At 66.6% G+C, this 22271-nt stretch carries 19 protein-coding genes and 1 tRNA gene; 12 read left to right on the top strand and 8 right to left on the bottom strand.

Going from position 1 to position 22271, the window contains the following annotated elements; all coding sequences use genetic code 11:
• The first annotated feature begins 35 nt into the window (after nucleotides 1–35).
• Nucleotides 36–111: transfer RNA gene (locus AC1Q6X_RS17245), tRNA-Thr, on the top strand.
• A gap of 74 nt (nucleotides 112–185) precedes the next feature.
• On the opposite strand, the gene AC1Q6X_RS17240 is transcribed toward AC1Q6X_RS17245, so the two are convergent.
• The 3 genes from AC1Q6X_RS17240 to AC1Q6X_RS17230 form a co-directional block, all read right to left on the bottom strand.
• A complete protein-coding gene (locus AC1Q6X_RS17240; protein WP_492497914.1) occupies nucleotides 186–596 on the bottom strand; it encodes a cupin domain-containing protein in 411 nt (136 codons plus the stop codon).
• A gap of 77 nt (nucleotides 597–673) precedes the next feature.
• On the bottom strand, nucleotides 674–1501 hold the full coding sequence (locus tag AC1Q6X_RS17235; RefSeq protein ID WP_492497913.1) for an AraC family transcriptional regulator: 828 nt from the start codon (nucleotides 1499–1501) through the stop codon (nucleotides 674–676).
• A 147-nt stretch (nucleotides 1502–1648) separates the two neighbouring features.
• Nucleotides 1649–3523 carry an amidohydrolase gene (locus AC1Q6X_RS17230; RefSeq protein WP_492497912.1) on the bottom strand — a complete coding sequence of 625 codons (1875 nt, stop codon included), beginning with the start codon at nucleotides 3521–3523 and terminating at the stop codon, nucleotides 1649–1651.
• 244 nt (nucleotides 3524–3767) lie between these two features.
• On the opposite strand from AC1Q6X_RS17230, the gene AC1Q6X_RS17225 reads away from it, so the two are divergent.
• On the top strand, nucleotides 3768–4466 hold the full coding sequence (locus AC1Q6X_RS17225) for a YoaK family protein (RefSeq protein ID WP_409027934.1): 699 nt from the start codon (nucleotides 3768–3770) through the stop codon (nucleotides 4464–4466).
• 8 nt (nucleotides 4467–4474) lie between these two features.
• Nucleotides 4475–7549 (top strand): sensor histidine kinase, encoded by a 3075-nt coding sequence (locus AC1Q6X_RS17220; protein WP_492497911.1) that lies wholly within the window; start codon nucleotides 4475–4477, stop codon nucleotides 7547–7549.
• On the opposite strand, the gene AC1Q6X_RS17215 is transcribed toward AC1Q6X_RS17220, so the two are convergent.
• Nucleotides 7523–8155, bottom strand: a complete 633-nt coding sequence (locus AC1Q6X_RS17215; protein WP_492497910.1) for a response regulator — start codon at nucleotides 8153–8155, stop codon at nucleotides 7523–7525. The genes AC1Q6X_RS17220 and AC1Q6X_RS17215 overlap by 27 nt on opposite strands.
• 198 nt (nucleotides 8156–8353) lie before the next feature.
• On the opposite strand from AC1Q6X_RS17215, the gene AC1Q6X_RS17210 reads away from it, so the two are divergent.
• Nucleotides 8354–9040, top strand: coding sequence for a hydrolase (locus AC1Q6X_RS17210; RefSeq protein ID WP_035828118.1), 687 nt, complete (start codon nucleotides 8354–8356; stop codon nucleotides 9038–9040).
• A gap of 72 nt (nucleotides 9041–9112) precedes the next feature.
• Nucleotides 9113–9391 (top strand): XapX domain-containing protein, encoded by a 279-nt coding sequence (locus AC1Q6X_RS17205; protein ID WP_121670343.1) that lies wholly within the window; start codon nucleotides 9113–9115, stop codon nucleotides 9389–9391.
• Nucleotides 9392–9435: 44 nt separating this feature from the next.
• On the opposite strand, the gene AC1Q6X_RS17200 is transcribed toward AC1Q6X_RS17205, so the two are convergent.
• The 3 genes from AC1Q6X_RS17200 to AC1Q6X_RS17190 all read right to left on the bottom strand — a co-directional run bounded on the left by AC1Q6X_RS17200 (nucleotide 9436) and on the right by AC1Q6X_RS17190 (nucleotide 11979).
• Nucleotides 9436–10080 (bottom strand): response regulator, encoded by a 645-nt coding sequence (locus AC1Q6X_RS17200; RefSeq protein ID WP_492497909.1) that lies wholly within the window; start codon nucleotides 10078–10080, stop codon nucleotides 9436–9438.
• 8 nt (nucleotides 10081–10088) lie between these two features.
• Nucleotides 10089–10832, bottom strand: coding sequence for a sensor histidine kinase (locus AC1Q6X_RS17195; protein ID WP_492497908.1), 744 nt, complete (start codon nucleotides 10830–10832; stop codon nucleotides 10089–10091).
• A gap of 163 nt (nucleotides 10833–10995) precedes the next feature.
• Complete coding sequence (locus AC1Q6X_RS17190; protein WP_492497907.1) at nucleotides 10996–11979, bottom strand: alpha/beta fold hydrolase; 984 nt, start codon at nucleotides 11977–11979, stop codon at nucleotides 10996–10998.
• A gap of 184 nt (nucleotides 11980–12163) precedes the next feature.
• Here AC1Q6X_RS17190 and AC1Q6X_RS17185 point away from each other — a divergent pair, with 184 nt between their 5' ends.
• From AC1Q6X_RS17185 to AC1Q6X_RS17155, 7 genes are all read left to right on the top strand, one after another.
• Nucleotides 12164–12577, top strand: coding sequence for a DoxX family protein (locus tag AC1Q6X_RS17185; RefSeq protein WP_230502384.1), 414 nt, complete (start codon nucleotides 12164–12166; stop codon nucleotides 12575–12577).
• A gap of 332 nt (nucleotides 12578–12909) precedes the next feature.
• Nucleotides 12910–13263 (top strand): ElaB/YgaM/YqjD family protein, encoded by a 354-nt coding sequence (locus tag AC1Q6X_RS17180; protein WP_230502386.1) that lies wholly within the window; start codon nucleotides 12910–12912, stop codon nucleotides 13261–13263.
• Nucleotides 13264–13504: 241 nt separating this feature from the next.
• A complete protein-coding gene (locus tag AC1Q6X_RS17175; RefSeq protein ID WP_492497906.1) occupies nucleotides 13505–15916 on the top strand; it encodes a catalase in 2412 nt (803 codons plus the stop codon).
• Nucleotides 15917–16104: 188 nt separating this feature from the next.
• Nucleotides 16105–17799: an MFS transporter gene (locus tag AC1Q6X_RS17170; protein ID WP_070287897.1), complete on the top strand. Its 1695-nt coding sequence runs from the start codon at nucleotides 16105–16107 to the stop codon at nucleotides 17797–17799.
• Entirely contained in the window at nucleotides 17786–18964 is a 1179-nt protein-coding gene (locus tag AC1Q6X_RS17165; RefSeq protein ID WP_492497905.1) for an HlyD family secretion protein, read from the top strand. The genes AC1Q6X_RS17170 and AC1Q6X_RS17165 overlap by 14 nt, the downstream gene beginning before the upstream one ends.
• Nucleotides 18961–20355 carry an efflux transporter outer membrane subunit gene (locus AC1Q6X_RS17160; RefSeq protein WP_492497903.1) on the top strand — a complete coding sequence of 465 codons (1395 nt, stop codon included), beginning with the start codon at nucleotides 18961–18963 and terminating at the stop codon, nucleotides 20353–20355. The genes AC1Q6X_RS17165 and AC1Q6X_RS17160 overlap by 4 nt, the downstream gene beginning before the upstream one ends.
• Before the next feature lie 95 nt (nucleotides 20356–20450).
• Nucleotides 20451–21191 carry a hypothetical protein gene (locus AC1Q6X_RS17155; RefSeq protein WP_070310338.1) on the top strand — a complete coding sequence of 247 codons (741 nt, stop codon included), beginning with the start codon at nucleotides 20451–20453 and terminating at the stop codon, nucleotides 21189–21191.
• 30 nt (nucleotides 21192–21221) lie between these two features.
• Here AC1Q6X_RS17155 and AC1Q6X_RS17150 read toward each other — a convergent pair whose 3' ends face one another.
• Entirely contained in the window at nucleotides 21222–22193 is a 972-nt protein-coding gene (locus AC1Q6X_RS17150) for a hypothetical protein (protein ID WP_492497902.1), read from the bottom strand.
• Nucleotides 22194–22271: the final 78 nt, after the last annotated feature.

Here is a 22271-nt window from a genome sequence, read left to right as displayed (position 1 = left end):
AAATTTTGTGCATTGTTTGTAGAATGTGGGTCTTCGCCGTTGTAGCTCAGTTGGTAGAGCAGCACATTCGTAATGTGAAGGTCGCCAGTTCGATTCCGGCCAACGGCACCAGGTTTCATCAGAAAGCCCGCTGACTTGCAAAAGTCAGCGGGTTTTTTGTTTTTGTCACTGTTATCTTTCCTGCTTCAGATCCACTGATCGTTCTCCACAGTGCGCTCGCCCGCGTCGCCGTCGCCCGTGTTGACCACGCCGCGCGGCTCGATCAGCAGCAGCCTGGTTTCGGCGAGGGCGCACGGTTTATGTTCGACACCCTTGGGCACCACGGCCATCTGGCCGGCAGTGAGCACGATGGCGTGTCCTTCCGCGTAGCCAGGGCCGCGCAGGGCGATGCGCAATTCGCCGTCCAGCACGATGAAGGTTTCATCCGTATCGGCGTGCCGGTGCCATTGGAATTGGCCCAGTACCTTGACGACCTTGAATTGGTAGTCATTCATTTCGGCGATGACGCGCGGCTGCCAGTGCCCCTCCAACAGGGAGACCTTGCCTGCCAGGTCGATGGACCGGCCCTGGCCGCGCATGGTGGTGGTGATAGTCATGCTGTGCTCCGTTCAAGTGGCGATACAGCCAGAATACGCAGGCGCCTGCCGGCCGTATTGAACGATCGTGGGTGTTTTCAGTCCTGGCCGATGCCGCTGGCGTAGCGCAGCCAGCGGCCAGGCGTCAGTCCATGGGTCTTCAGGAAATGTCGCGTCATGTGGCTCTGGTCGGCAAAGCCCGCGGCCATGGCGGCCGAGGCGAGCGTGCTGCCTGCCAGCAGCAGGCGCCGCACCATTTCCAGGCGCCGCATGGTCAGATAGCGGTACGGGCTGGTGCCGTAGAAGACGCGAAAGTCGTGCGACAGGCTCCAGCGGTCGCGTCCCGTTGCCGCTTCAAGTTCCGCCAGCGTGACGGCGTGGGTGCAGTGCGCCTGCAAGTAGTCGCGCGCGCGCCGCGCCGCCAGGAAGTCGCCTTTTGGACGTTGCGCCGGCGTGCCGGCCGCCGCCGCCAGCGCATGCGCCAGCTCGGCCAGCGCCTCGCTCTGCTCCAGCGCTTCGAGCGGACGGCCGTCGTGCGGCAGCAAGGCGGACGTGGCCGCCGCCAGGCGGGAATCGGTCGACACGCCGCCTTCAATGAAGGGCAGCACGCGTCCGCCCAGCACATCCTGGAACAGCGCCGGTTCGATATACAGCATGCGGTAGCGGAAGCCGGCGTCGGTGCCCGCCTGGCCATCGTGCGCCTCGTCCGGGTGCAGGATCATGGTATTGCCGGGCAGGCTGTCGCGCTGGCCGCGGCGGTAGCTGGAACGCTGCACGCCCGCCAGCGTGCGGCCGATGGCGTAAGTGTCGTGGCGGTGCATGGCATAGGCCTTGCCCTTGAACCATGCCTCGATGCGTTCGACCCCATGTACCGGTTCGGCGCACTTGACCCAGTCGCTGCGCGCTGGCGTTGGTGCTCGCTTCATGGTGTTTGTCCGTGGATGCATTCCTCGTTGCTGAACGCAGACTGTACCCGCCGCGCGCAGCGCTGTCCACGAAAACCGCCGAATCAGAAATGATGCCTGATCCCCGGCGCCACGTCCTTCAGCAGGGGCAGTCGCCGCACCCGCGCCTCAAAACGCAAAGCAGCTGCACCCCAGCGCGCCCCAGAAACCGGAGTGGCTGGAGACGGGTACGGAACTCTTGCGCGCCACGTCGTGGGCGTGGGCGTGCACGCCGCAGGCGCCCTGGCACTGGTGCTGTTGCATGGCGCTGGTCTTTTGCGGCGGCGCGGCGCGGTAGTGGCCGGCCACGTTTTTCACGGGCGACCAGTCGGGCAGCACGGGGATGGCTGGCGGCGCCAGATTGGCAAATTCCGCCTGGCCGTAGACGATCTTGCCGCCGACGACGGTGAGCACCGATTCGATCGACTTGATCGCCTCTTCATCGATGCTGAAAAAATCCGCGCTCAGCACGGCCAGGTCGGCCAGCATGCCTTCCTGGATGCGGCCCTTCTTGCCTTGCTCGCTGGAGAACCAGGCGCTGCCCGCCGTCCACAGTTCCAGCGCCGTGTCGCGCGACAAACGGCTGCCCGCGTCGTACAGGCGCAAGCCGCCCACGGTGCGGCCCGATACCAGCCAGTACAGCGCCGTCCACGGGTTGTAGCTGGCGACCCGGGTGGCGTCCGTGCCGCCGCCCACGGGCACGCCCGAGGCCAGCATGCGGGCGATCGGCGGCGTGGCCTTGGCCGCTTCCGCGCCGTAGCGGTCGACGAAGTATTCGCCCTGGAAGGCCATGCGGTGCTGGATGGCGATGCCGCCGCCCAGCGCCCTGACCCGGTCGATGTTTTTCGGCGTGATGGTTTCGCAGTGGTCGAACATCCAGTGCAGGCCGTCGAACGGGATATCGCGGTTGACCTTTTCAAAGACCGTCAGCATGCGGTCGATCGATTCGTCGTAGGTGGCGTGCAGGCGGAAGGGCCAGCGTTTGGAGACCAGGTGGCGCACCACCTTTTCCAGTTCGTCGTCCATGCCGGGCGCCAGGTCCGGGCGCGGCTCGAGGAAATCCTCGAAGTCGGCGGCGGAAAACACCAGCATTTCGCCGGCGCCGTTATGGCGGTAGTAATCGTCGCCCTGGCCCGGCGTGACCATCTCCGTCCATTTTTCAAAATCCTCCAGTTCGCGGCCCTTGTTTTGCGTGAACAGGTTGTAGGCGATGCGGATGGTCAGCTGCTCCTTTTGCGCCAGTTCCTCGACCACCGCGTAGTCTTCCGGATAATTCTGGAAGCCGCCGCCCGCATCGATGGCGCTGGTCAGCCCCAAGCGATTGAGTTCGCGCATGAACTGGCGCGTGGAATTGACTTGTAGTTCGCGCGGCAAGGTCGGGGCCTTGGCCAGGGTCGCATACAGTATCATCGCGTTCGGCCGCGCGATCAGCATGCCCGTCGGGTTGCCCGATGCATCGCGCACGATTTCGCCGCCCGGCGGGTTCGGCGTATTTTTGTCGTAGCCGACCACGCGCAGGGCCGCGCGGTTCAGCAAGGCGCGGTCGTACAGGTGCAGGATGAAGACGGGGGTGTCGGGCGCGGCCGCGTTGATTTCATCCAAGGTCGGCATGCGCTTTTCCGCGAACTGGAATTCGTTCCAGCCGCCGACCACGCGCACCCACTGCGGGTTCGGCGTGCGCAAGGCCTGATCCTTGAGCATGCGCAGGGCGTCGGCCAGCGAGGGCACGCCTTCCCAGCGCAGTTCCAGGTTGTAGTTCAAGCCGCCGCGGATCAGGTGCAGGTGCGAGTCGTTCAGGCCGGGAATGACGGTGCGGCCACCGAGGTCGATCACGCGGCTGTCCGGCTTGCGGTGGCGCATGACGTCGTCGGCATCGCCGACGGCGAGGAATTTGCCGTCGGCGATGGCCACGGCGCTCGCCTGCGGGCACGACTTGTCGACGGTGTGGAAGCAGCCGTTGATCAGTATCAGCGGCGCGGCGGAGGAAAGGGTCGGTTCGGTCATGATGCGGCTCCATGGTGGCAATGCGGGGGAGGCCGGGGCGCGGCCAGGATCTGCGGTCAGTGTAGCCCAGGGCCCGGGAGCGGACACGGGCCAAAAGATCAGGTATGGCAGGTATGGCGGCGTGCCGACTGGTCTAAGGGCGGGTGCGGCGGCGCGCGACATGGATTACCATGCCGGCAGTAGCGGCTGGGCATGCGTCCGGATGCATTTTTTATCGCGGTTTACCGCATCGCAGGGAGTCCTCATGGATCAAGCACCACACAGCCGTTTATACGGCACCAGCCTGGGCTTTTTGGCCGGGTATGTCGATACGCTGGGCTTTATCGCCCTGTTCGGCCTGTTTACCGCCCATGTCACGGGCAACTTCGTGCTGATCGGCGCCGCGCTGGCCGAACCGACGCGCATCCCCATCCTGCTGAAAATCCTCGCCTTTCCCGCCTTTATCGCCGGCATCGTCGTCACGCGCCTGATGGTGCTGGCCATCGAGCGCCGCGGCGGTCCGGCGCTGACCCTGGCCTTCCTGCTGCAATGGATCTTGCTGGCCGGTTTCATGGTGTTCGGCGTGCTGGCCGAGCCGCTCGGCAAGGAAGTGGGCACGCTGGCGATGCTGGCCGGCTTGCTGGGCACGGCCGCCATGGGTGTGCACAGCGCCACCAGCCGTCTGCTGCTGGCGCATCTGGCGCCCACCTCCATGATGACGGGGAACGTGACGCAGATCGTGCTCGACACCGTCGACGTGCTGCGCGGCGCGGCCGATGGCGGCACGCGTGCGCGCTGCGGGAAGTTTTTCTGGCCGCTGCTGGCCTTTGCGCTGGGCGCCATCGCTGCCGGCTTTGGCTACCTGGTCTTCGGTTTCGCGGCGCTGGCCGTGCCGCTGGCGCTGCTGGGCGGCCTGATCGTGGTGGAGCAGCGTAGCGGTCGGACCGCCGTGCCCGTGTCCTGACAGCCGCCATGCGCGCCTTCCTGCTGTGGCTGATGTTCATGCTGGCCAGTCCTTGCGGGCTGGCCATCGATGCCGCACGCGGCATCCATCAGCTGCAGCACACGCGCTGGACGGCCAGTGACGGCGCGCCCGACGATATCATTGTCATGGCACAGGGCAATGACGGTTTCCTGTGGCTGGGCACGCATGCGGGCGTGCGCCGTTTCGACGGCTTGCGCTTCGAGCCCGTGCGCGTGCGCCAGGGCAGCTTTCCCGACACGGTGGCGCTGGCGCTCAAGCGCGCCGCCGACGGCGGCATGTGGATAGGCTGGCAAGTGGGCGGCATCAGCCACGTCAAGGATGGCGTGGTGCGCAATTATGCCGAGCCGCAGGGCGTGCAGGCGGGCGCCATCTGGGGCTTTGCCATCGGCGGCGACGGTGCCGTGTGGGCGGCCGGCGTGTCCGGCATCTCGCGCTTCGATGGCCGGCGCTGGCAGGCGATGGGACCGGCGCAGGGCTACACGGCGCAAAAGGCGTCCGCCGTGTTTGCCGACCGCGATGGCCGCATCGCCGTGTTCAGTGAAAAAGGCCTGTTCATATGGCAGGCGACGCAGTCGCGCTTCGCGCCGCCCATCGGCCGGCTCGACCTGCGCGCGCCGCCGCAGCAGGGACCGGACGGCCGCATTTATTTGCTGGAGATGCGCGGCATCCGCATCATCGAATCGCTGGAACGCTACGAGCAGCTCGATCATCGGTGGATTTACCGCGATACCAGCGGCACCAGCGGCAGCATGCTGGTCGACCGCGCGGGTACCTTGTGGTTCGACAGCCAGTACGGCTTGCACCGCACGCGCAGCGACGGCGCGCTGGCGCCGGGGCAGCTGGGCATCAGCAGCGACACGGAATCGTTCCTGCCGCGCGATGGCTTGAGCAATGTCCTCGTCGGCTCCATGTGCGACGACAATGAAGGCAATGTCTGGGTTTCCACGTACGGCGGCCTGGACCGTTTCCGCCAGGCCGCGCCCGTGGTCCTGCGCACGCGTGCCGCGCCCGGCGTGGCCGAAGTGTTCCGTACCCAGGAAATGCTGGCCGGGCCGGCAGGCGCGATGTGGCTGTCGCGCGACGACGTCCTGGGGCCGCTGCTGCTGGCGCGGGCCGACGGCACGGTGCTGCGCGCGCCGCGCCTGGGGCCCGTCAGCGCCATCCTGGCAGCGCCGGGCGGCCTGTGGGTGGCGACCCGCGCCGGCCTGCAGCAGCTGGCTGGCGAGGATGGCCGCGTGCTGCGCACGATCGCCTATCCATCGGGCGCGGCCGCGCTCAAGCGCATGCGCGCCGGCGTGCTCGCGCCCGATGGCAGCATCTGGGGCGTGTTCAGCGGCGCCGGGGTTTTCCAGTACCGCGACGGGGCCTGGCGGCGCGAACCGCTGCTGCCAGATGGCGGCGCGAAAGTGCCGCTGGCGCTGCTGGCCGACGCGGCCGGGCGCCTGTGGCTGTCGTATGCCGATGGCAGCGTCGCCATGCTGGAAAAGGGGCGGCTGCACGCCTTCGGTCCCGCGCAGGGCCTGGATCTGGGCAAGATTCCCATGCTGATCGAATACCACGGGCAGGTGTGGGCGGGCGGGCAGCGTGGCGTGGCGCTGTGGCGCGGCGGCCGCTTCGTCGCCCTGCGCAGCGAGCCGGCCAGCGCCACCGAGGGCGTGGTGGGCCTGCTGCGCGCGCGCGACGGCAGCCTGTGGCTCAATCATGGCAGCGGCGCCGCGCACATCTCCGCCGCGCAAGTGGAACTGGCGCTGCGCGACGCCGCCCATGCCATGCGCGCCACCTCGTACGACGCCGTCGATGGCTTGAACGGCAGCATCGGCATGCTGCACAACCGCTCGGTGGCCGAAGCGGACGATGGCAAGATCTGGTTTTCGCGCCAGAGCGCGACGTTCTGGATCGATCCGCGCCAGGCGCTTGCGGCCTTGCCGGCGCCGCGCGTGGAAATCGGCGCGCTGCTGGCAGACGGCCGGCGCGTCGATCCGCCCGCAAGTGCCGGCCTGCAGCTGGCGGCCGGCACGCGCGACGTGCAATTCCATTACAACGCCGCCAGTCTGGGCACGCCGGAGCGTTTGCAGTTCCGCTACCGGCTCGACGGCTACGATACGCAGTGGCAGCAGGCGGGCGGGCGTCGCCTGGCGCAGTACACGGGCCTGGGGCCGGGCAGCTACCGCTTCGAAGTAATCGCGGCGAATGGCGACGGCGTGGACAGCACGGTGGCGCAACTGCCGTTCCGCGTGCTGCCCGCCTTTTACCAGACCTGGTGGTTCCGCAGCCTGTGCGCGGCGCTGCTGCTGGCCGCAGCGTACGGCGCCTACCGCTGGCGGCTGCGCCAGCACGCCGCGCGCCTGCAGGTGCGGATGGAGGCGCAACAGGCCGAGCGCGAACGCATCGCGCGCGAGCTGCACGATACCCTGCTGCAGGGCACGCAGGCGATGATCCTGCACTTTCACAATGCCAGCATGGCCATCGCCGAGGATGATCCCGCGCGCGCCGCCATGCTGCGCGCGCTCGACGATGCCGACCGCATGCTGGGCGAGGGGCGCGACCATGTGCACGACCTGCGCGCCGGCGACGATGGCGGCGCGCGCTGGAGCGCCATCCTGCGGCGCGAAGGCGAACGGCTGGCGGCGCAGCACGGCATCGTGTTCCGCTATGCGGAGGAGGGCGAGGCGCGCATGCTGCATGCGCGCGCCGCGCACGAAATCTACCGCATCGCCAGCGAAGCGCTGCGCAATGCCTTCCAGCACGCGCGTGCGCAGGTGGTCGAGGTGGCGGTGCGCTATGCGCGCGGCGGCATCGAACTGGTCGTGCGCGACGATGGCCAGGGCTTGCCGCCGGTGGTCGCGGCGAACGGACAGATTCCCGGACACTGGGGCATGCCCGGCATGCGCGAGCGCGCCGCCAGGCTCGGTGCGCGCCTGTCCGTGGGCGGGCGCGACGGCGGCGGCACGCAGTGGCGCCTGCGGGTACCCGCGCGGCGCGCCTGGCCGGCGGCGCACGGGCCCTTGCGCCGCTGGTGGCAGCGCTGGCGCCGTTCAGGCGTCGAGGATGCCACGCCGTAGCGCGATGGTGACGGCATGGGTGCGGTCCCTGGCGCCCAGCTTGGCCAGGATGGTGCTCATGTGCGCTTTGACGGTTTCTTCCTTGATCTGCAGCAGGGCGCCCGTTTCGCGGTTGGAATTGCCTTGCGCGACCTGCTTGAGCACGTCCAGTTCGCGGTTCGACAGCACGTCGCTGCAGGCATACAGGGCCAGCTCCGCCTCGATCTCGGGCGTGATGTGGCGCCGTCCCGCGTGCACGTTCTGTATCGCCGCCAGCAATTCGTGGCGCAGCGCGCTTTTCAGCACATAGCCGCACGCGCCCGCGCGGATGGCGCGCAACACTTGCGTGTCGCCCTTGTAGGTGGTCAGCACGATGATGCGCGCCTGCGGATGGCGCGCGCGGATGGCGCCGATGGCGTCAAGACCGCTCATGCGCGGCATCTGCAAATCCATCAGCGTGACATCGGGCTGCAGCGCCTCAAATTGCTGCACCGCCTGCTGGCCATCGGTGGCCTGGCCCACCAGCGCCACGCCGGGAAAGGCGCGCAGCAGGGCCGCGATGCCGTCGAGCAGCAACTGGTGGTCGTCGGCGATGAGGACGCGTATCGGTGCCGCATCGCTGCGCATGACGTTGCCTGGCAAAGAGGAGTGATCGATCAAGAGTCGTCGAAAGATGGTAAGCAAAAGGTATTTTACCGCAGCGCCCGCCAGCCTGCAGAGGGGGATTGCTCGGGGGGAGCCTATATTTAGATAGTGGTGCGGGCACGCCGCCAGGCATACGATGCACGGCAGTACCCACTCAACCCTTTCTTCATGGATGACATCATGACCAATCCGAAACTGGAAGTCCTTACCCCCGACAATTGCCAGATCATCTTCATCGACCAGCAGCCGCAAATGGCGTTCGGCGTGCAATCGATGGACCGCCAGGCGCTGAAAAACAATACCGTGGGCCTGGCCAAGGCCGCCAAGGTGTTCAACATCCCCACCATCATCACCACGGTGGAAACGGAAAGCTTCTCCGGCCACACCTATCCGGAACTGCTGGACGTCTTCCCCGGCAAGGATATCCTCGAGCGCAGCTCGATGAATTCGTGGGATGACCAGAAGGTGCGCGATGCGCTGGCCGCCAACGGCAAGAAAAAAGTCGTCGTCTCGGGCCTGTGGACGGAAGTGTGCAACAACAGCTTCGCCCTGTGCGCGATGCTCGAAGGCGATTACGAGATCTACATGGTGGCCGATGCATCGGGCGGCACCTCGAAGGAAGCGCACGACTACGCCATGCAGCGCATGATCCAGGCCGGCGTGGTGCCCGTGACGTGGCAGCAGGTGCTGCTGGAATGGCAGCGCGACTGGGCCCACAAGGCGACCTATGATGCCGTCATGGCCATCGTGCGCGAACATTCGGGCGCCTACGGCATGGGCGTCGATTATGCCTACACCATGGTGCACAAGGCGCCGCAGCGCATCCATGGCGAACACGCTACCCTGGCGCCGGTGCCGGCCAAGTAAACACCGCGCGGCCATGCCATGCGCCGCGCGCCTGACCGCGCGCGGCGTTTTTTTTATTGAAAGGAATGCGCCATGAAGTTATATGTGATTTCGCTGGCCGTGGGCTTGCTGGTTGGCATCATCTATGCCGTCCTGCAGGTACGCTCGCCGGCGCCGCCAGCCATTGCCCTGATCGGCCTGCTGGGCATGCTGATCGGCGAACAGATCGTCCCCAGCGTCAAGCGCCTGATGGCGGGCGAAGCCGTGACCGTGTCGTGGCTGCGCAGCGAATGCGTGCCGAAGATCAGCGGCGTGGAAGCGAAGCCAGCGCTGGCCAAGGCCGCGGCAAAGTTGGATGATGATGCAGCGTAAATGCCGGGGTCAGACCCGGCGGGTCTGACCCCGGTTCCCGGCAGCTAGAACGCGCCCAGCAAGCCGCGCCGGGCGGCCACCGTGGCCGCCTCGGTGCGGCTTGATACGTTGAGCTTGGTCAAAATATTATTTACGTGAAATTTGACGGTGCCCACCTCGATGCCGGCGCTGCGCGCGATCATCTTGTTGCTCTTGCCCGCAGACAGGTGCAGCAGGATGTCGTGCTCGCGTTTCGACAGGCGGTTCGCCTCGATGCGGCCGGCCTGCTGCGCCGCCAGTTCCGGCGGCAGATAGTGCCTGCCGGCGGCCACCTGGCCGATGCATTGCGTCAGTTGCAGGAAGCCGGAATCCTTCAGCAGGTAGCCGCGCGCGCCGGCGCGCAGGGCCCGGTGCACGCTGTCCTCGCCCTGGTAGGTGGTGAGGATGACGATCTTCGCTTGCGCATCGTCCGCGCAGATGCGCTCGATCGCTTCGACGCCATGCATTTCCGGCATGTTCAAATCCATCAGCACCACGTCGGGACGCAGCTCCCGGTACAGCGCCACGGCGGCGCTGCCCGTGCCGGCCTGGCCCAGCAGGCGTAAACCAGGCAGCGATGCGATCAGCGAGGCCAGGCCGGCCAGGATCAGCGGGTGGTCGTCGGCGATCAGCAGCGAAATAGGGGCAGCGTCGTCGCGGGGCGTGTGCATGCTTGTGCTCATGGTGCTGGCAGGGTGAAGTGGAAGACTGTGCCATGGGGTGCGCCGGGCGCATGCCACAGGCGGCCGCCATGCGCGTCGAGGATGCGGCGGCAGATGGCCAGGCCCATGCCCATGCCGTCCGGTTTGCTGGAATACAGGGCGTGGTACAGGTACTCGGCCGCCTGCGGCGCGATGCCGGCGCCATTGTCGGCGATGCTGAAATGCTGCACGCCCTCATCGAGGCGCGAGGACAGCAGCACCGTGCGCGGCCGGCCGCTGGTGCCTTGCAAGGCTTCGATGGCGTTCATCAGCAGGTTCAGGAGGACTTGCCGGAATTGCACCGCGTCGGCATGCAGCAGCGGGCGGCCCGGCGCCAGCCGCGTTTGCAGGTCGATGGCGTGGCGTTGCAGTGGCGCGCGCAGCAGCGGCAGCAGCTCCTGCACGGCGTCGTCGGCGACAAAATGCGCGTGGCTGCCCGGCGCATGGCAGGCCAGGCCATGCACACTGCGCAGCACGGCGCTGGCATGGCTGCCGGCGCTGGCGACCAGGGCCAGCGCCGCGCGCGCCTCGTCGAGGCGGGGCGGATCGTGGTCGAGCCAGCGCAAGGCGGCATCGGCATTGAGCGCGATGGCCGCCAGCGGCTGGCGCACCTCGTGCGCGACGGATGCGGCAAATTCGCCCATGCCGCCCATGCCGCCCATGCGCTGGGCCGGTGCCAGGCCGGGGTCTTGCTGCTGAGGTAAATAATGCATGCTGGCCATCGCCGTGCTCCTGTCGCTGTCGCGGCGTATGCCGCATTGCAACAAGTATGCATGGCATCGTCGCCGGGGCACTTATACGAATGGGGGAGGCGGACGGTTTTTTTGCAAGGCAGGGGCGGGAAACACCGCCGGGCGGGCCGACGGTGCGCGGAGCGGATGAGGGTCAGGACTTGATAAAGGCCAGCAAGTCTTCGTTCAGGCGGTCCTTGTGGGTGGCCGGCAAGCCGTGCGGCGCGCCTTCATAGATGACCAGCTTGGCGTTCTTGATGAGCTTGGCCGCGGCCTTGCCGGAAGCGTCGATCGGCACGATCTGGTCGTCGCCGCCGTGCACGACCAGGGTCGGCACGGAGATTTTCTTCAGGTCGGCAGTGAAATCCGTCTCGGAAAACTGCTTGATGCAATCGTAGGCGTTCTTGATGCCGCACTGCATGCCCTGCAGCCAGAAGGTGTCGCGCATGCCTTGCGACACCTTGTTGCCGGGACGGTTGGCGCCGAAGAAGGGCACGGTCAGATCCTTGAAGAATTGCGAACGGTCGGCCAGCACGCCGGCGCGGATGCCGTCGAAGACGGACATCGGCAAGCCGCCGGGATTGGTGTCCGACTTGACCATCTGCGGCGGCACGGCGCCCACCAGCACGGCCTTGGCCACGCGCTTTTCGCCATGGCGGCCGATATAGCGCGCCACTTCGCCGCCGCCCGTCGAATGGCCGACCAGGGTCGCGCCCTTGATGTCGAGCGCGTCGAGCAGGGTGGCCAGGTCGTCGGCGTAGGTATCCATGTCATTGCCCTGCCATGGCTGGCTGGACAGGCCGTGGCCGCGGCGGTCGTGCGCGATCACGCGGTAGCCGTGGCTGGCCAGGAACATCATCTGGTCTTCCCAGGCGTCGCCCTGCAATGGCCAGCCGTGGCTGAAGACGACGGGCGTGCCCGTGCCCCAGTCCTTGAAATGGATGACGGTGCCGTCCTTGACGGTGACCTTGTTGACGGTGAGCTTGCCCGGCGCGGCGGCGGCGGCGGCAGCGGCAGGCTTGGCGGCGGCGCTGGCGCCACCGGCGGCCAGCAGGCCCGCACCGGCGGCGACACCGGCGACGCTGACGAGCAGCTTGCGGCGGGAATTGACTTCTTCGGCTTCGATTTTCTTCGACATGATGCTTTCCTTCGGGGATGGGGGAGGGGCCAGTGATGGCCTGGACCAGTGATGGCAGCGGCCAGTCTAGGCCTTCGCGCGCGCCGGCGCCTCTGCCAAAAGACCAGTCGCGCCGGGTCTTCCGCCTGCCTATGATGGCTGGCGGCGGCGCGCCGCGCCGCCTGCCTTTCCCACTGGAGCGAAGATGAAGAAACACTGGATGGCGGCGCTGGCCGGCCCCTTTTTACCCGATGCCGGCTTGCTGTTTGCGCGCGTGGCGGGCGCGCTGCTGGTGCTGCACGTGCACGGCTTGCCCAAGCTGCTGCATTTTTCCGAGGAACTGGCGCACATCGACGACCCGCTGCACCTGGGCCGCGCCGTCACCTTGTACTGCGCGCTGTTCGCGGAAATCGTCTGCCCGTTGCTGGTCGCCGCCGGCCTGCTGACGCGCCTGGCCTGCCTGCCCCTGCTGTTCCTGCTGGGCGTGTCGATGCTGCTCGTGCATCCGGACTGGAGCATCGCCGATGGGCAGTTCGGCTGGCTGCTGATCATCGTCTTCGGCACCATTGCCATCAGTGGCGCGGGACGCTATTCGCTCGATGCGCGGTTGCGGGCGTAAGCGGTGATGTCAACGATGTGTCGGGTTACGCTCCGCTAACCCGACCTACGCCTAAATAACACCATTTCACCCCGATCCCCGTCCGCCCCACCAGGCCGGCGGGGATTGTTATTTCCATCAGGAATTTAAGTCTGTGCCTCAAGGTGTGGCAGCGCACGGTGGCGCGTGGCGGGCGGGGTTAAGGTAGTGCCAACAGCTTGCTGCTGATCCAGTGTTTGATATGGCTCAGCCCGGCAGCGTTTAGCCGCTTCTTTTTCTCAGAAGCGAGGAGAATCATGATTCGGTCACGGCATCGAGCATGGTTGATTTATTCACTATTAAAGGAAACCATCATGAACGCGATTGAAAAAACCAGCTCCGAGATGAACGGCACCGCCCAGGATACCCGCCAGGATTTGCACCGCACCATCGACAAGGTGGCTAGCCAGGCACAGCCTCTGGCCGACAAGGTCGCCACGCGCGCGCATGACAGCGTGGACCAGGTGGGCGACCGCATCGAGCAAGTCAGCGACACCGTCAGCAAGGCCTCGGAGCGCCTGATGGCGCGCGGCAAGCAACTGGGCGTCGCCTGCCAGCGCGCGGGCGAAACGGGCCGCGATTATGTGCGCGAGCGCCCGGCCATGTCCCTGCTGATTGCGGCCGCGGCCGGCTATGGCCTGTCGAAATTGCTGGGTTCGCGTAAATAAGTTTTACGCCTTCCTGGAAGCATTTGTCGTGGGCGCTGTTCCCTTCGCCGTCATGGCGGAGAGGGCCAGCGCCCGCGCACACAAGGTAGTAGCAAGCAGTAAAGGAGAGTGATGATGCGCTCCATTTTGTTGTGGTTGATTGGCATACCTATTCCCATCATTATTTTGATTGCCCTGTTCGTGCGCTGAATGAGGGAGTTGTAGCGTTACTTCCCGGGGCAAACTACTCACAGGAGATGTAATGGCTACCACCAAGAAAACGCCGTCCACGGACGGTGCGGGTTCCGTATTGAGCAGCATGTCCGGCCCATCCGACAGCAATGCGCCAAACAGCCTGGGCACGGACAATGACGTGACCCGCGCGCTGCTGCAAAAGACGGCCGCCAGCCAGCAGCTGTCCGCCGCCATGGCCGACAATCCCAAGGAAGATGGCCAGTATGGCGAGGCGGCGCGCACGCCGATCGAAGGCGTGCATGTGGCGGCCGGCGAACCGCTGGCCACGGCCAGCACCACGGGCGAAACGCTAGCGTCGCCGAAGACGGGCGATGGCCAGCCCGCGCTGGGCGAGAATGCGCTGAATAGCTCGCTCGATGGCGCCCGCAGCGACGACAGCGGCTGCGTGCTGACGACCAACCAGGGCGTGCCCGTGGGCGACAACCAGAACTCGCTGAAGGCGGGCTTGCGCGGCCCCACCCTGATGGAAGATTTCATCCTGCGTGAAAAGCTCACGCATTTCGACCATGAGCGCATCCCCGAGCGCGTCGTGCATGCGCGTGGTTCGGCCGCCCACGGCTATTTCGAATGCTACAAGGAACAAAGCAAGCTGACGCGCGCCGCGCCGTTCGCCAAGGCGGGCAAGCGCACGCCCGTCTTCGTGCGCTTTTCCACGGTGGCCGGCGAGCGCGGCTCGACCGACACGGCGCGCGACGTGCGCGGCTTTGCCGTGAAGTTTTATACGGACGAAGGCAACTGGGACCTGGTCGGCAACAACATCCCCGTCTTCTTCATCCAGGATGCGATGAAATTTCCCGACGTGGTCCATGCGGTCAAGCCCGAGCCGCACAACGGCATGCCGCAGGCGGCCAGCGCGCACGACACCTTCTGGGATTTCGCCTCGCTGTCGCCGGAAATCACGCACATGCTGATGTGGGTCATGTCCGACCGCGCCATCCCGCGCAGCTACCGCATGATGCAGGGCTTCGGCGTGCACACCTTCCGTCTCGTGAACGCCAAGGGCCAGTCCGTGTTCTGTAAATTCCACTGGTCGCCCATGGCCGGCACGCACTCGCTCGTGTGGGACGAAGCCGTCAAGATCAGCGGCGCCGATTCCGATTTCCACCGGCGCGACCTGTGGGAAGCCATCGAATGCGGCGAGTATCCCGAATACGAGCTGTCGTTCCAGGTCTTCACGGAAGCGCAGGCCGAAGCGTTTCCCTTCGACGTGCTCGACCCCACCAAGCTGATTCCCGAAGAGGTGGTGCCGCTGATACCCGTCGGGAAAATGGTCTTGAACCGCAATCCCGACAATTTTTTCGCCGAGACGGAGCAGGTGGCCTTTTGCACGGCGCACATCGTGCCCGGCATCGATTTTTCCAACGACCCGCTGCTGCAGGGCCGCATCCACTCGTATATCGACACGCAGATCACGCGCCTGGGCGGTGCCAACTTCCATGAAATCCCCATCAACTCGCCGCTGGCGCCCGTGCACAACAACCAGCGCGACGGCATCCACCGCCAGGCCATCAACCGGGGCCGGGTCGCGTACGAGCCCAATTCGCTGGCGGGCGGCTGCCCGTTCCAGGCCGGCGCCAGGGGCTTCAACAGTTTTCCCGCCTCCGCCGAGGGCGACAAGGTGCGCGGCAAGCCCGAGAAATTCGCCGAGCACTTTGGCCAGGCGCGGCTGTTCTGGATCAGCCAGACGCCGGTCGAGCAAGACCATATCGTGCATGCGTTCCGCTTTGAACTGAGCAAGGTGCAGACGGTGGCGATTCGCAAGCGCATCGTCGCCATGCTGCGCAATGTCGACGAGACCCTGGCGCAGCGCCTGGCCGATGCGCTGGGCCTGGCGCTGCCGCCCGTCATGCCGCCCGTGTCCATGCTGCCGATTCCTGCGTATCCGCCGTCGCCGGCGCTGTCGCTCTTTTTCCGCCCCGGCAAGACAGGCATCCATACCCTGCGCGTGGCCATCCTCGTCGGGCCGGGCAGCGATGGGGCGCAGGTGCGCAACATCTATGCATCCTTGCTGGCCGAGGGCGCCGTGCCGCGCCTGGTGGGCAGCCATCTGGGGAAAGTCGACACGAGCGGCGGCGCGCCGCTCGACGTGGAAATCTCGCTCGAAACGGGACCGTCCGTGCTGTTCGACGCCGTCGTGATACCGGATGGCCAGGGCGCCGTGCAGCAGTTGGGCAGCGACGCCAACGCGCTCGACTTCCTGCGCCTGCAATACCGGCACTGCAAGCCGATGCTGGCCATCGGCGCGGGCAAGGGCTTGCTGGACAAGGCTGGCGTGCCGGTGACCCTGCCCGACGGCAAGCCGGACGCCGCCATCATCGTCGTGCCGGCGGGCGACGTGGCGAAAGGCGTGGCGGCCTTTAAAAAGGCGCTGGCCGCGCACCGGGCGTTTGCGCGCGAAACGGATCCGCCCCGCGTGTGATGCCCGCATGAGCGCCAACGGGGCCGGCCTGGCTTGCCCCGTTGGCGTAACCGTGCGCAACAGTGCGCAACAATGTAAACAAGAAAAACGTCCTGCGATGATATGCTGCTGACTAGAACTGTTCATTTGCAACTATTTCTATCACTGCAGCAAAGAACGGCTTCAGCAAACCGGATCGCGATTACCGCATGGACAAGTACACACCTCGCACCTGGGGGCCGGGCGAACGCCCGACCTTGCCCGGGTCGCCATCGATGCCCGAACATTCGACGCCCAAGCGTGTCGCGTATTTCATCGTCGGCCTGATCGTCGCGCTGACGGGGGGACTCGGTAACGGCCTGGTGACGGCCAATTTGCTGAACCTGCAAGGATCGCTGGCCGCCTATGCCTACCAGATGCAGTGGCTGCCGGCCGCCTACGTGATGACCATCGTGTCCATGAATCTGCTGCTGGTGAAGTTCCGCCAGCAATTCGGCCTGCGCCTGTTTACGGAAGCGTTCCTGGTGCTGTATGCGCTGGTGACGTTCGCCCACTTGTATGCCAATACCTTGCCGTCGGCGATCGCCGTGCGCGCCGCGCATGGCATGGTGGGCGGCGCGCTGGGCGTGCTGGGGCTGTACTACACCTTGCAGGCGTTTCCCGCGCGGCACCGGCTGAAAGGCGTGGTGCTGGGCCTGGGCTTTGCCCAGCTGGCGCTGCCGCTGGCGCGCATCTTCACGTCCGAACTGCTGCAGATCGGCGAATGGCACGGCCTGTACCTGTTCGAGCTGGGACTGGCCCTGCTGGCGCTGGGCTGCGTGCTGGCCCTGAAGCTGCCGCCCGGCGACCGCGTGCAGACGTTCGAGCCGCTCGATTTCCTCACCTTTATTCTGTTCGCGCCCGGCGTGGCCCTGCTGTGCGCCGTGCTGGCGCAGGGACGCACGGCGTGGTGGATGGAATCGGAGTGGGTGGGCGTGTGCCTGGCGGGCTCCATCGTGCTGATCGCCGCCTCGCTGGCCATCGAGCATAACCGCGCGCGCCCGCTGCTCAACACGCGCTGGCTCACCACGGGCAAGATCGCCAAGCTGTTTTTATCGGTGCTGCTGTTTCGCATCGTGCTGTCCGAATCGACGGGCGCCGTGGGCTTTTTGCAGGCGCTGGGGCTGAACACGGACCAGATGCAGAACCTGTTCATCGTGGTCCTGCTGGGCAGCGTGGCGGGCCTGGTGGTCAGCGCGCTGACGATCAATCCGGCGACCCTGAACCGCTCGCTGATGTTCGCGCTGCTGCTGATCGCAGCCGGCGCCCTGATCGACGCGCACGCCACCAGCCAGACGCGCCCCGTCAACATGTATGTCAGCCAGTTCCTGCTGGCCTTTGGCGGCACGTATTTCCTCGGTCCCACCATGGTGGCCGGCATGGGCGCCGTGATCGCCGAACCGCGCAACCTGGTGAGTTTTTCCGTGATGTTTACCATGACGCAGAACCTGGGCGGCTTGCTCGGGTCGGCCATCGTCGGCACCATCCAGACGGCGCGCGAAAAATACCATTCCAGCTACCTGGTCGAGCACCTCACCATGCTCGACCCGCAGGTGGCCGCGCGCGTACAGTCCGGTGCCGCAAGCTACGGCGGCGTGCTGACGGACCCGGCGCTGCGCAGCGCCCAGGGCGTGGCCCGCCTGGGCGCCGTCGCCACGCGCGAAGCCAATGTCCTCGCCTACAACGACGTCTTTTTGATGATCGCCGGCGTCGCCGTCGCCACCCTGATCTGGATGCTGGTCAGCCAGTTCTGGACCCGCATCACCACCGGCGCGCGCCGCCTGGTCGGCCCCGTGCGCGATGCGCAGACGGCCATGGCCATCGTCCCCATTACCAATTCGGAACCGAGCAATGACAGAAAATAACATCCCGCCGCCGCCAGTACCGACGCCTGCACTGCCATCCGCACCCGCCGCGCCTTCCATGGCACAGCCGGACCGGCGCCACCAGTGGCTGTCCGCGCTGGCCTTTGCGGCCGTGGCCCTGGTGGGCGTGCTGATCGTGCTGTATGCGTGGCGTTTGCCGCCGTTCACCAGTCCCATCGTGACGACGGAAAACGCCACCGTGCGGGGGCAGGTGACCATCATCGGCACGCAGCTGTCGGGCTATGTGGTGGAAGTGACGGTGCAGGACTTCATGGATGTGAAGGAAGGCCAGCTGCTGGTGCGCATCGACGACCGCATCTACCAGCAGCGCTACGAGCAGGCGCAGGCGCAGCTGGCCGCGCAGCAGGCGGCGCTGTCGAACTGGGCGCAGCAGAAGGCCAGCGCGCAGGCGGGCATTTCCGTCAGCGAGGCGGCGCTGGCCAACGCGGAAGCGCAGGCGCGCAAGGCCAGCGCGGACTTGAGCCGGGTGGAGCAGCTGGTGGCCGACGGTTCGCTGTCGCAGCGCGAACACGACCAGTCGCGCGCCACGCAGGCGCAGATGGCGGCCGCGCTGGCGCAGGCCAGGGCCAATCTCGACATCGCCCAGCAAAGCGTGCATTCGGTGGTGGTCAACAAGCAGGCGCTGGAGGCTGCCGTGGCCAACGCGCAGGCAGCCGTCAAGGCGGCGAAGATCGACCTCGATAACACGCGCATCGTCGCGCCCTCCGACGGCCAGCTGGGCCAGGTGACGGTGCGCCAGGGCGCGTACGTGAACTCGGGCGCGCAGCTGATGGCGCTGGTGCCGCGCCAGATGTGGGTGATCGCCAATTTCAAGGAAACGCAGATGAACGGCGTGCAGGAAGGGCAAAGCGCCACCTTCCACGTCGACGCGCTCGACGGCGCCGTGCTGACGGGCCAGGTGGAGCGCATCTCGCCGGCCACGGGGTCCGAGTTTTCCGTGCTGCCGGCCGATAACGCGACGGGCAACTACCTCAAAATTGCCCAGCGCATTCCCGTGCGCATCCGCATCGACCCGGGCCAGGCGAATGCGCGCCGCCTCGTGCCGGGCATGTCGGTGGTGGTCAGCGTCGACACGTCGGCCGTGCTGAACGACTCGGCGGACAATCCGGCGCCTCCGCCTGCGCCAAAGAAAGCCAAGCCATGACACGCTGCGCATTATTGATGGCCGCCGCGCTGGCGCTGGCCGGCTGCGCCGCCAAGGCGCCTTCACAGCCCCCGTCATCGCTGCAGCTGCCGTCCGGCTGGCGCGCGCAAGCGATCGGCGCACCTGCGGCGACGGGTGCCCAGGTCGAGCAACTGTGGTGGCAAGCCTTCGGCGATCCGGTCTTGAGCGACCTGGTGGGCGAGGCGCTGGCGCGCAATGGCGACTTGCGCGTGGCGCGCGCCCGGGTGCAGGAATACCGCGCACGCCTGGCGCAGGCCGACGCGAACCGCGCGCCCAATCTGGCCTTCGACGGTTCGCCCACGCGCACGCGCACCCTGGCGTCCAGCGGCAAGCCGTATGTGACGAATGTCTTCCAGGCCGAACTGCAGGCCAGCTATGAAATCGACGTGTGGGGCCGGCTGGCCAGTCTGAGCGACGCGGCCGGCGAGAGCTACCGCGCCGAGCAGGCCAGCCTCGATGCGGCGGCCCTGTCGATCGCCGCCAGCGTGGCGACCAGTTACCTGAATCTGCGGGGCCTCGACGCGCAGCTGGAGTTGACGCAATCGACCCTGCAGCTGCGCGAACAGTCGCGCGAGCTGGCGCGCAAGCAGTTCGAGGTGGGCTACAGCTCGCGCCTGGAATGGCTGCAGGCGCAATCGGAATACCATGCGGCGGCCGAGCAGGTGCCGCAGCTGCAGCGGCAGATTTTCGAACAGGAAAACGCGCTGGCTGTCCTTGTCGGCGGCAATCCCGGCCCCATCGCGCGCGGCTTGCCGCTGGCGGGGCTGGCCGCGCCTGGGGTGCCGGCCGGTCTGCCGTCCGAACTGCTGCGCCGGCGGCCCGACATCGCGCGCGCGGAACACAACCTGGCGGCCGCCAACGCCAGCCTGGCCGCCACGCGCGACCAGCTGCTGCCTTCGTTCAAGCTGACGGCGGCCGGCGGCGGGCAGGCGACCACCCTCACCGATTTCCTGCATGCGCCCACGGCCCTGTGGCGCCTGACGGCCTTGGCGGCCGGCCCCCTGTTCGATGGCGGGCGCGTGCAGGCGCAGACGGATGCGGCCGGCGCGCAGCGCGACCAGCTCGTGTACGCATATGAAAACGTGGTGCGCAACGCCTTCGCCGAAACGGAGAACAGCCTGGGCGCCCTCTACCGCCTCCAGCAGCAAGCCGTGGAAAACGACGCGCGCCGCGCCGCGGCGGCGGACACCCTGCGCATCGCGCATAACCGCTACCGCAATGGCTACGCCTCGTACCTGGAAGAACTCGACGCCCAGCGCACCCTGTACAGCGCCGACGTGGGGCTGCTGCAGCTGAAGACGCGCATCCTCGTCGCCTCGGTCGACCTGTACCGCGCCATGGGCGGCGGCTGGTCGGCCAAGACGCAATAGATGCGTGTGCACGGTGCGGCCAGTGTAATATTCTGAGCAGGGAAAGCGGCGGCGCCGTGCCAGCTGCTCCCGTCACGAACGAACGAGGTCGCAGCATGACGATTTTTGGCATAGGCATCCACATCCTGATCGCGGTATTTTTTGCGATCCACGTGGTGCGCAACGGGCAGCAGCTGTACTGGCTGCTTATTTTATTCATGTTCCCGCTGCTGGGCAGCGTGGTGTATTTCTTCGCCATCTACCTGCCCAATTCGCGCCTGCCGCAAGGCGCGCGCAAGGTCGCTTCGGTGGCCGTGCAGGTGCTCGATCCGAACCGCGAATTGCGCGAGGCGAAAGCGGCTTTCGAGTACACGCCGACGGCGCAAAACCAGATGCGCCTGGCCAGCGCGCAGCTGGAGGCGGGCGATGCGCAGGAAGCGGCAGCGACGTACGAAGCCTGCCTGCGGGGTGCGTTTTCATCGGACCTGGAAATTCGCCTGGGCGCGGCGCGCGCCTATCTGGAATGCGCGCGCGGCGCCGAAGCGCTGACGCACCTGGAATTCATCCGCCGCACGGATATCCATTTCCGTCCCGAGATGGTGTCCCTGCTGACGGCGCGCGCGCTGGCGCAAAGCGGGCGACAGCAAGAAGCGAAAGCGGAATTCGACGATGCGCTGACGCGCTACAACAGCTTCGAGTGCCGCGCCGAGTGCGCGATCTGGGCGCTGCAGCAGGGCGACAAGGTGCTGTCGGAACGCCTGCTGCTCGATATCGACAGCGCCATGGCCCGCTGGAGCAGCCATACGCGGGCGATGTATGCGCCGCTGCTGGCGCGCCTGGAGGCGGCGCGCCGCTAGCCGGTTTGCCGGTGCCTGGCGCGGATACGCTTACACGCCAGGCACTGGATTCTTCCCTTCAAGCAGTTTGTACCCCTTGCCGTCGAAGCCATAGCGCGCGTGGCCGTTCAGTGGCGTGGCGATGCGCGGCGGGTCTTCATCCTGCTTGACCTTGACGCCCGGCTTGATCTTTTCGGAGGCGCCCTTGAAGTCGATCAGCAAGTCATCGTAGGCGCCGCCATTGCGCGCTGGCGCGAAGCGCCAGTTCCCCTTGACCATCCAGCACTCGTCCGTTTCAGGACCGCAGGCGCCCATATTGTCCGAGTACAGGTCGATGGCGCCATCGAGCGAGGTGACCTTGCCGTCGCCGATTTCAAACAGGGCCAGTTGCGTGATGGTGTAGCCCTGGCCCGTATAGCCGTAGCGGATCGCCAGTCCCGGCTTGTTCGCGCCCAGCATGACCCAGTGGACTTCGCCGAGCTGCCCCGACGAGCCCAGGGCGGCGATGTTTTCCAGGCGTTTCACGACTTGCCACTGGCCGTCTTCCGGTGTGCCCTTGGGCGCCAGGAAAAAGACATTCAGCAGCCCCGGCGAGGCATGCGCCGATTCGGCCGTGCCTTCCGTATTGGCCGTTTCCGCATTCGCCACCAGGATGGCGCTGCCATCAGGCAGCAGCTTGTGGCTGACGGCGCTGACCACGTAACTGAGCTTGTCGACGTGGTTGTCCGGATCGGGCAGGTCGGCCAGCGCATCGTCGCTGTCGTCGCGGTAGGCCTTGCCGAAGACGGCGCGCATCATGGTCGCTTCGCGCTCGCGCGCCTGCGGCGTGTTCATCGCTTCCGTCCTGGGTGCGGTGGCGGACGGCGGCGGCACGTGTTCGACCGATGCCGTTGCATCGGCGGCGGCGGGGACGGCGGCTGCCACGTCGGCTGCCAGGCCGGCGTTGGCGGGGGTGGTCTTGTCCGAGCAGGCGCCGAGCAGTGCGGAGGCCATCAGCAGGACGAGCGGGGTGCGGTAATTCATAGGCAGGGCAGATTGCGGTCATGGAGAATGGGCGCAGTATGCCAGATAGATGAAAGCGAGGGAGCGCGGCCTGGCGAC

Source organism: Janthinobacterium sp. GW823-FHT06H09 (assembly GCF_058794735.1).
This window is presented reverse-complemented; position numbering and strand designations above follow the sequence as displayed.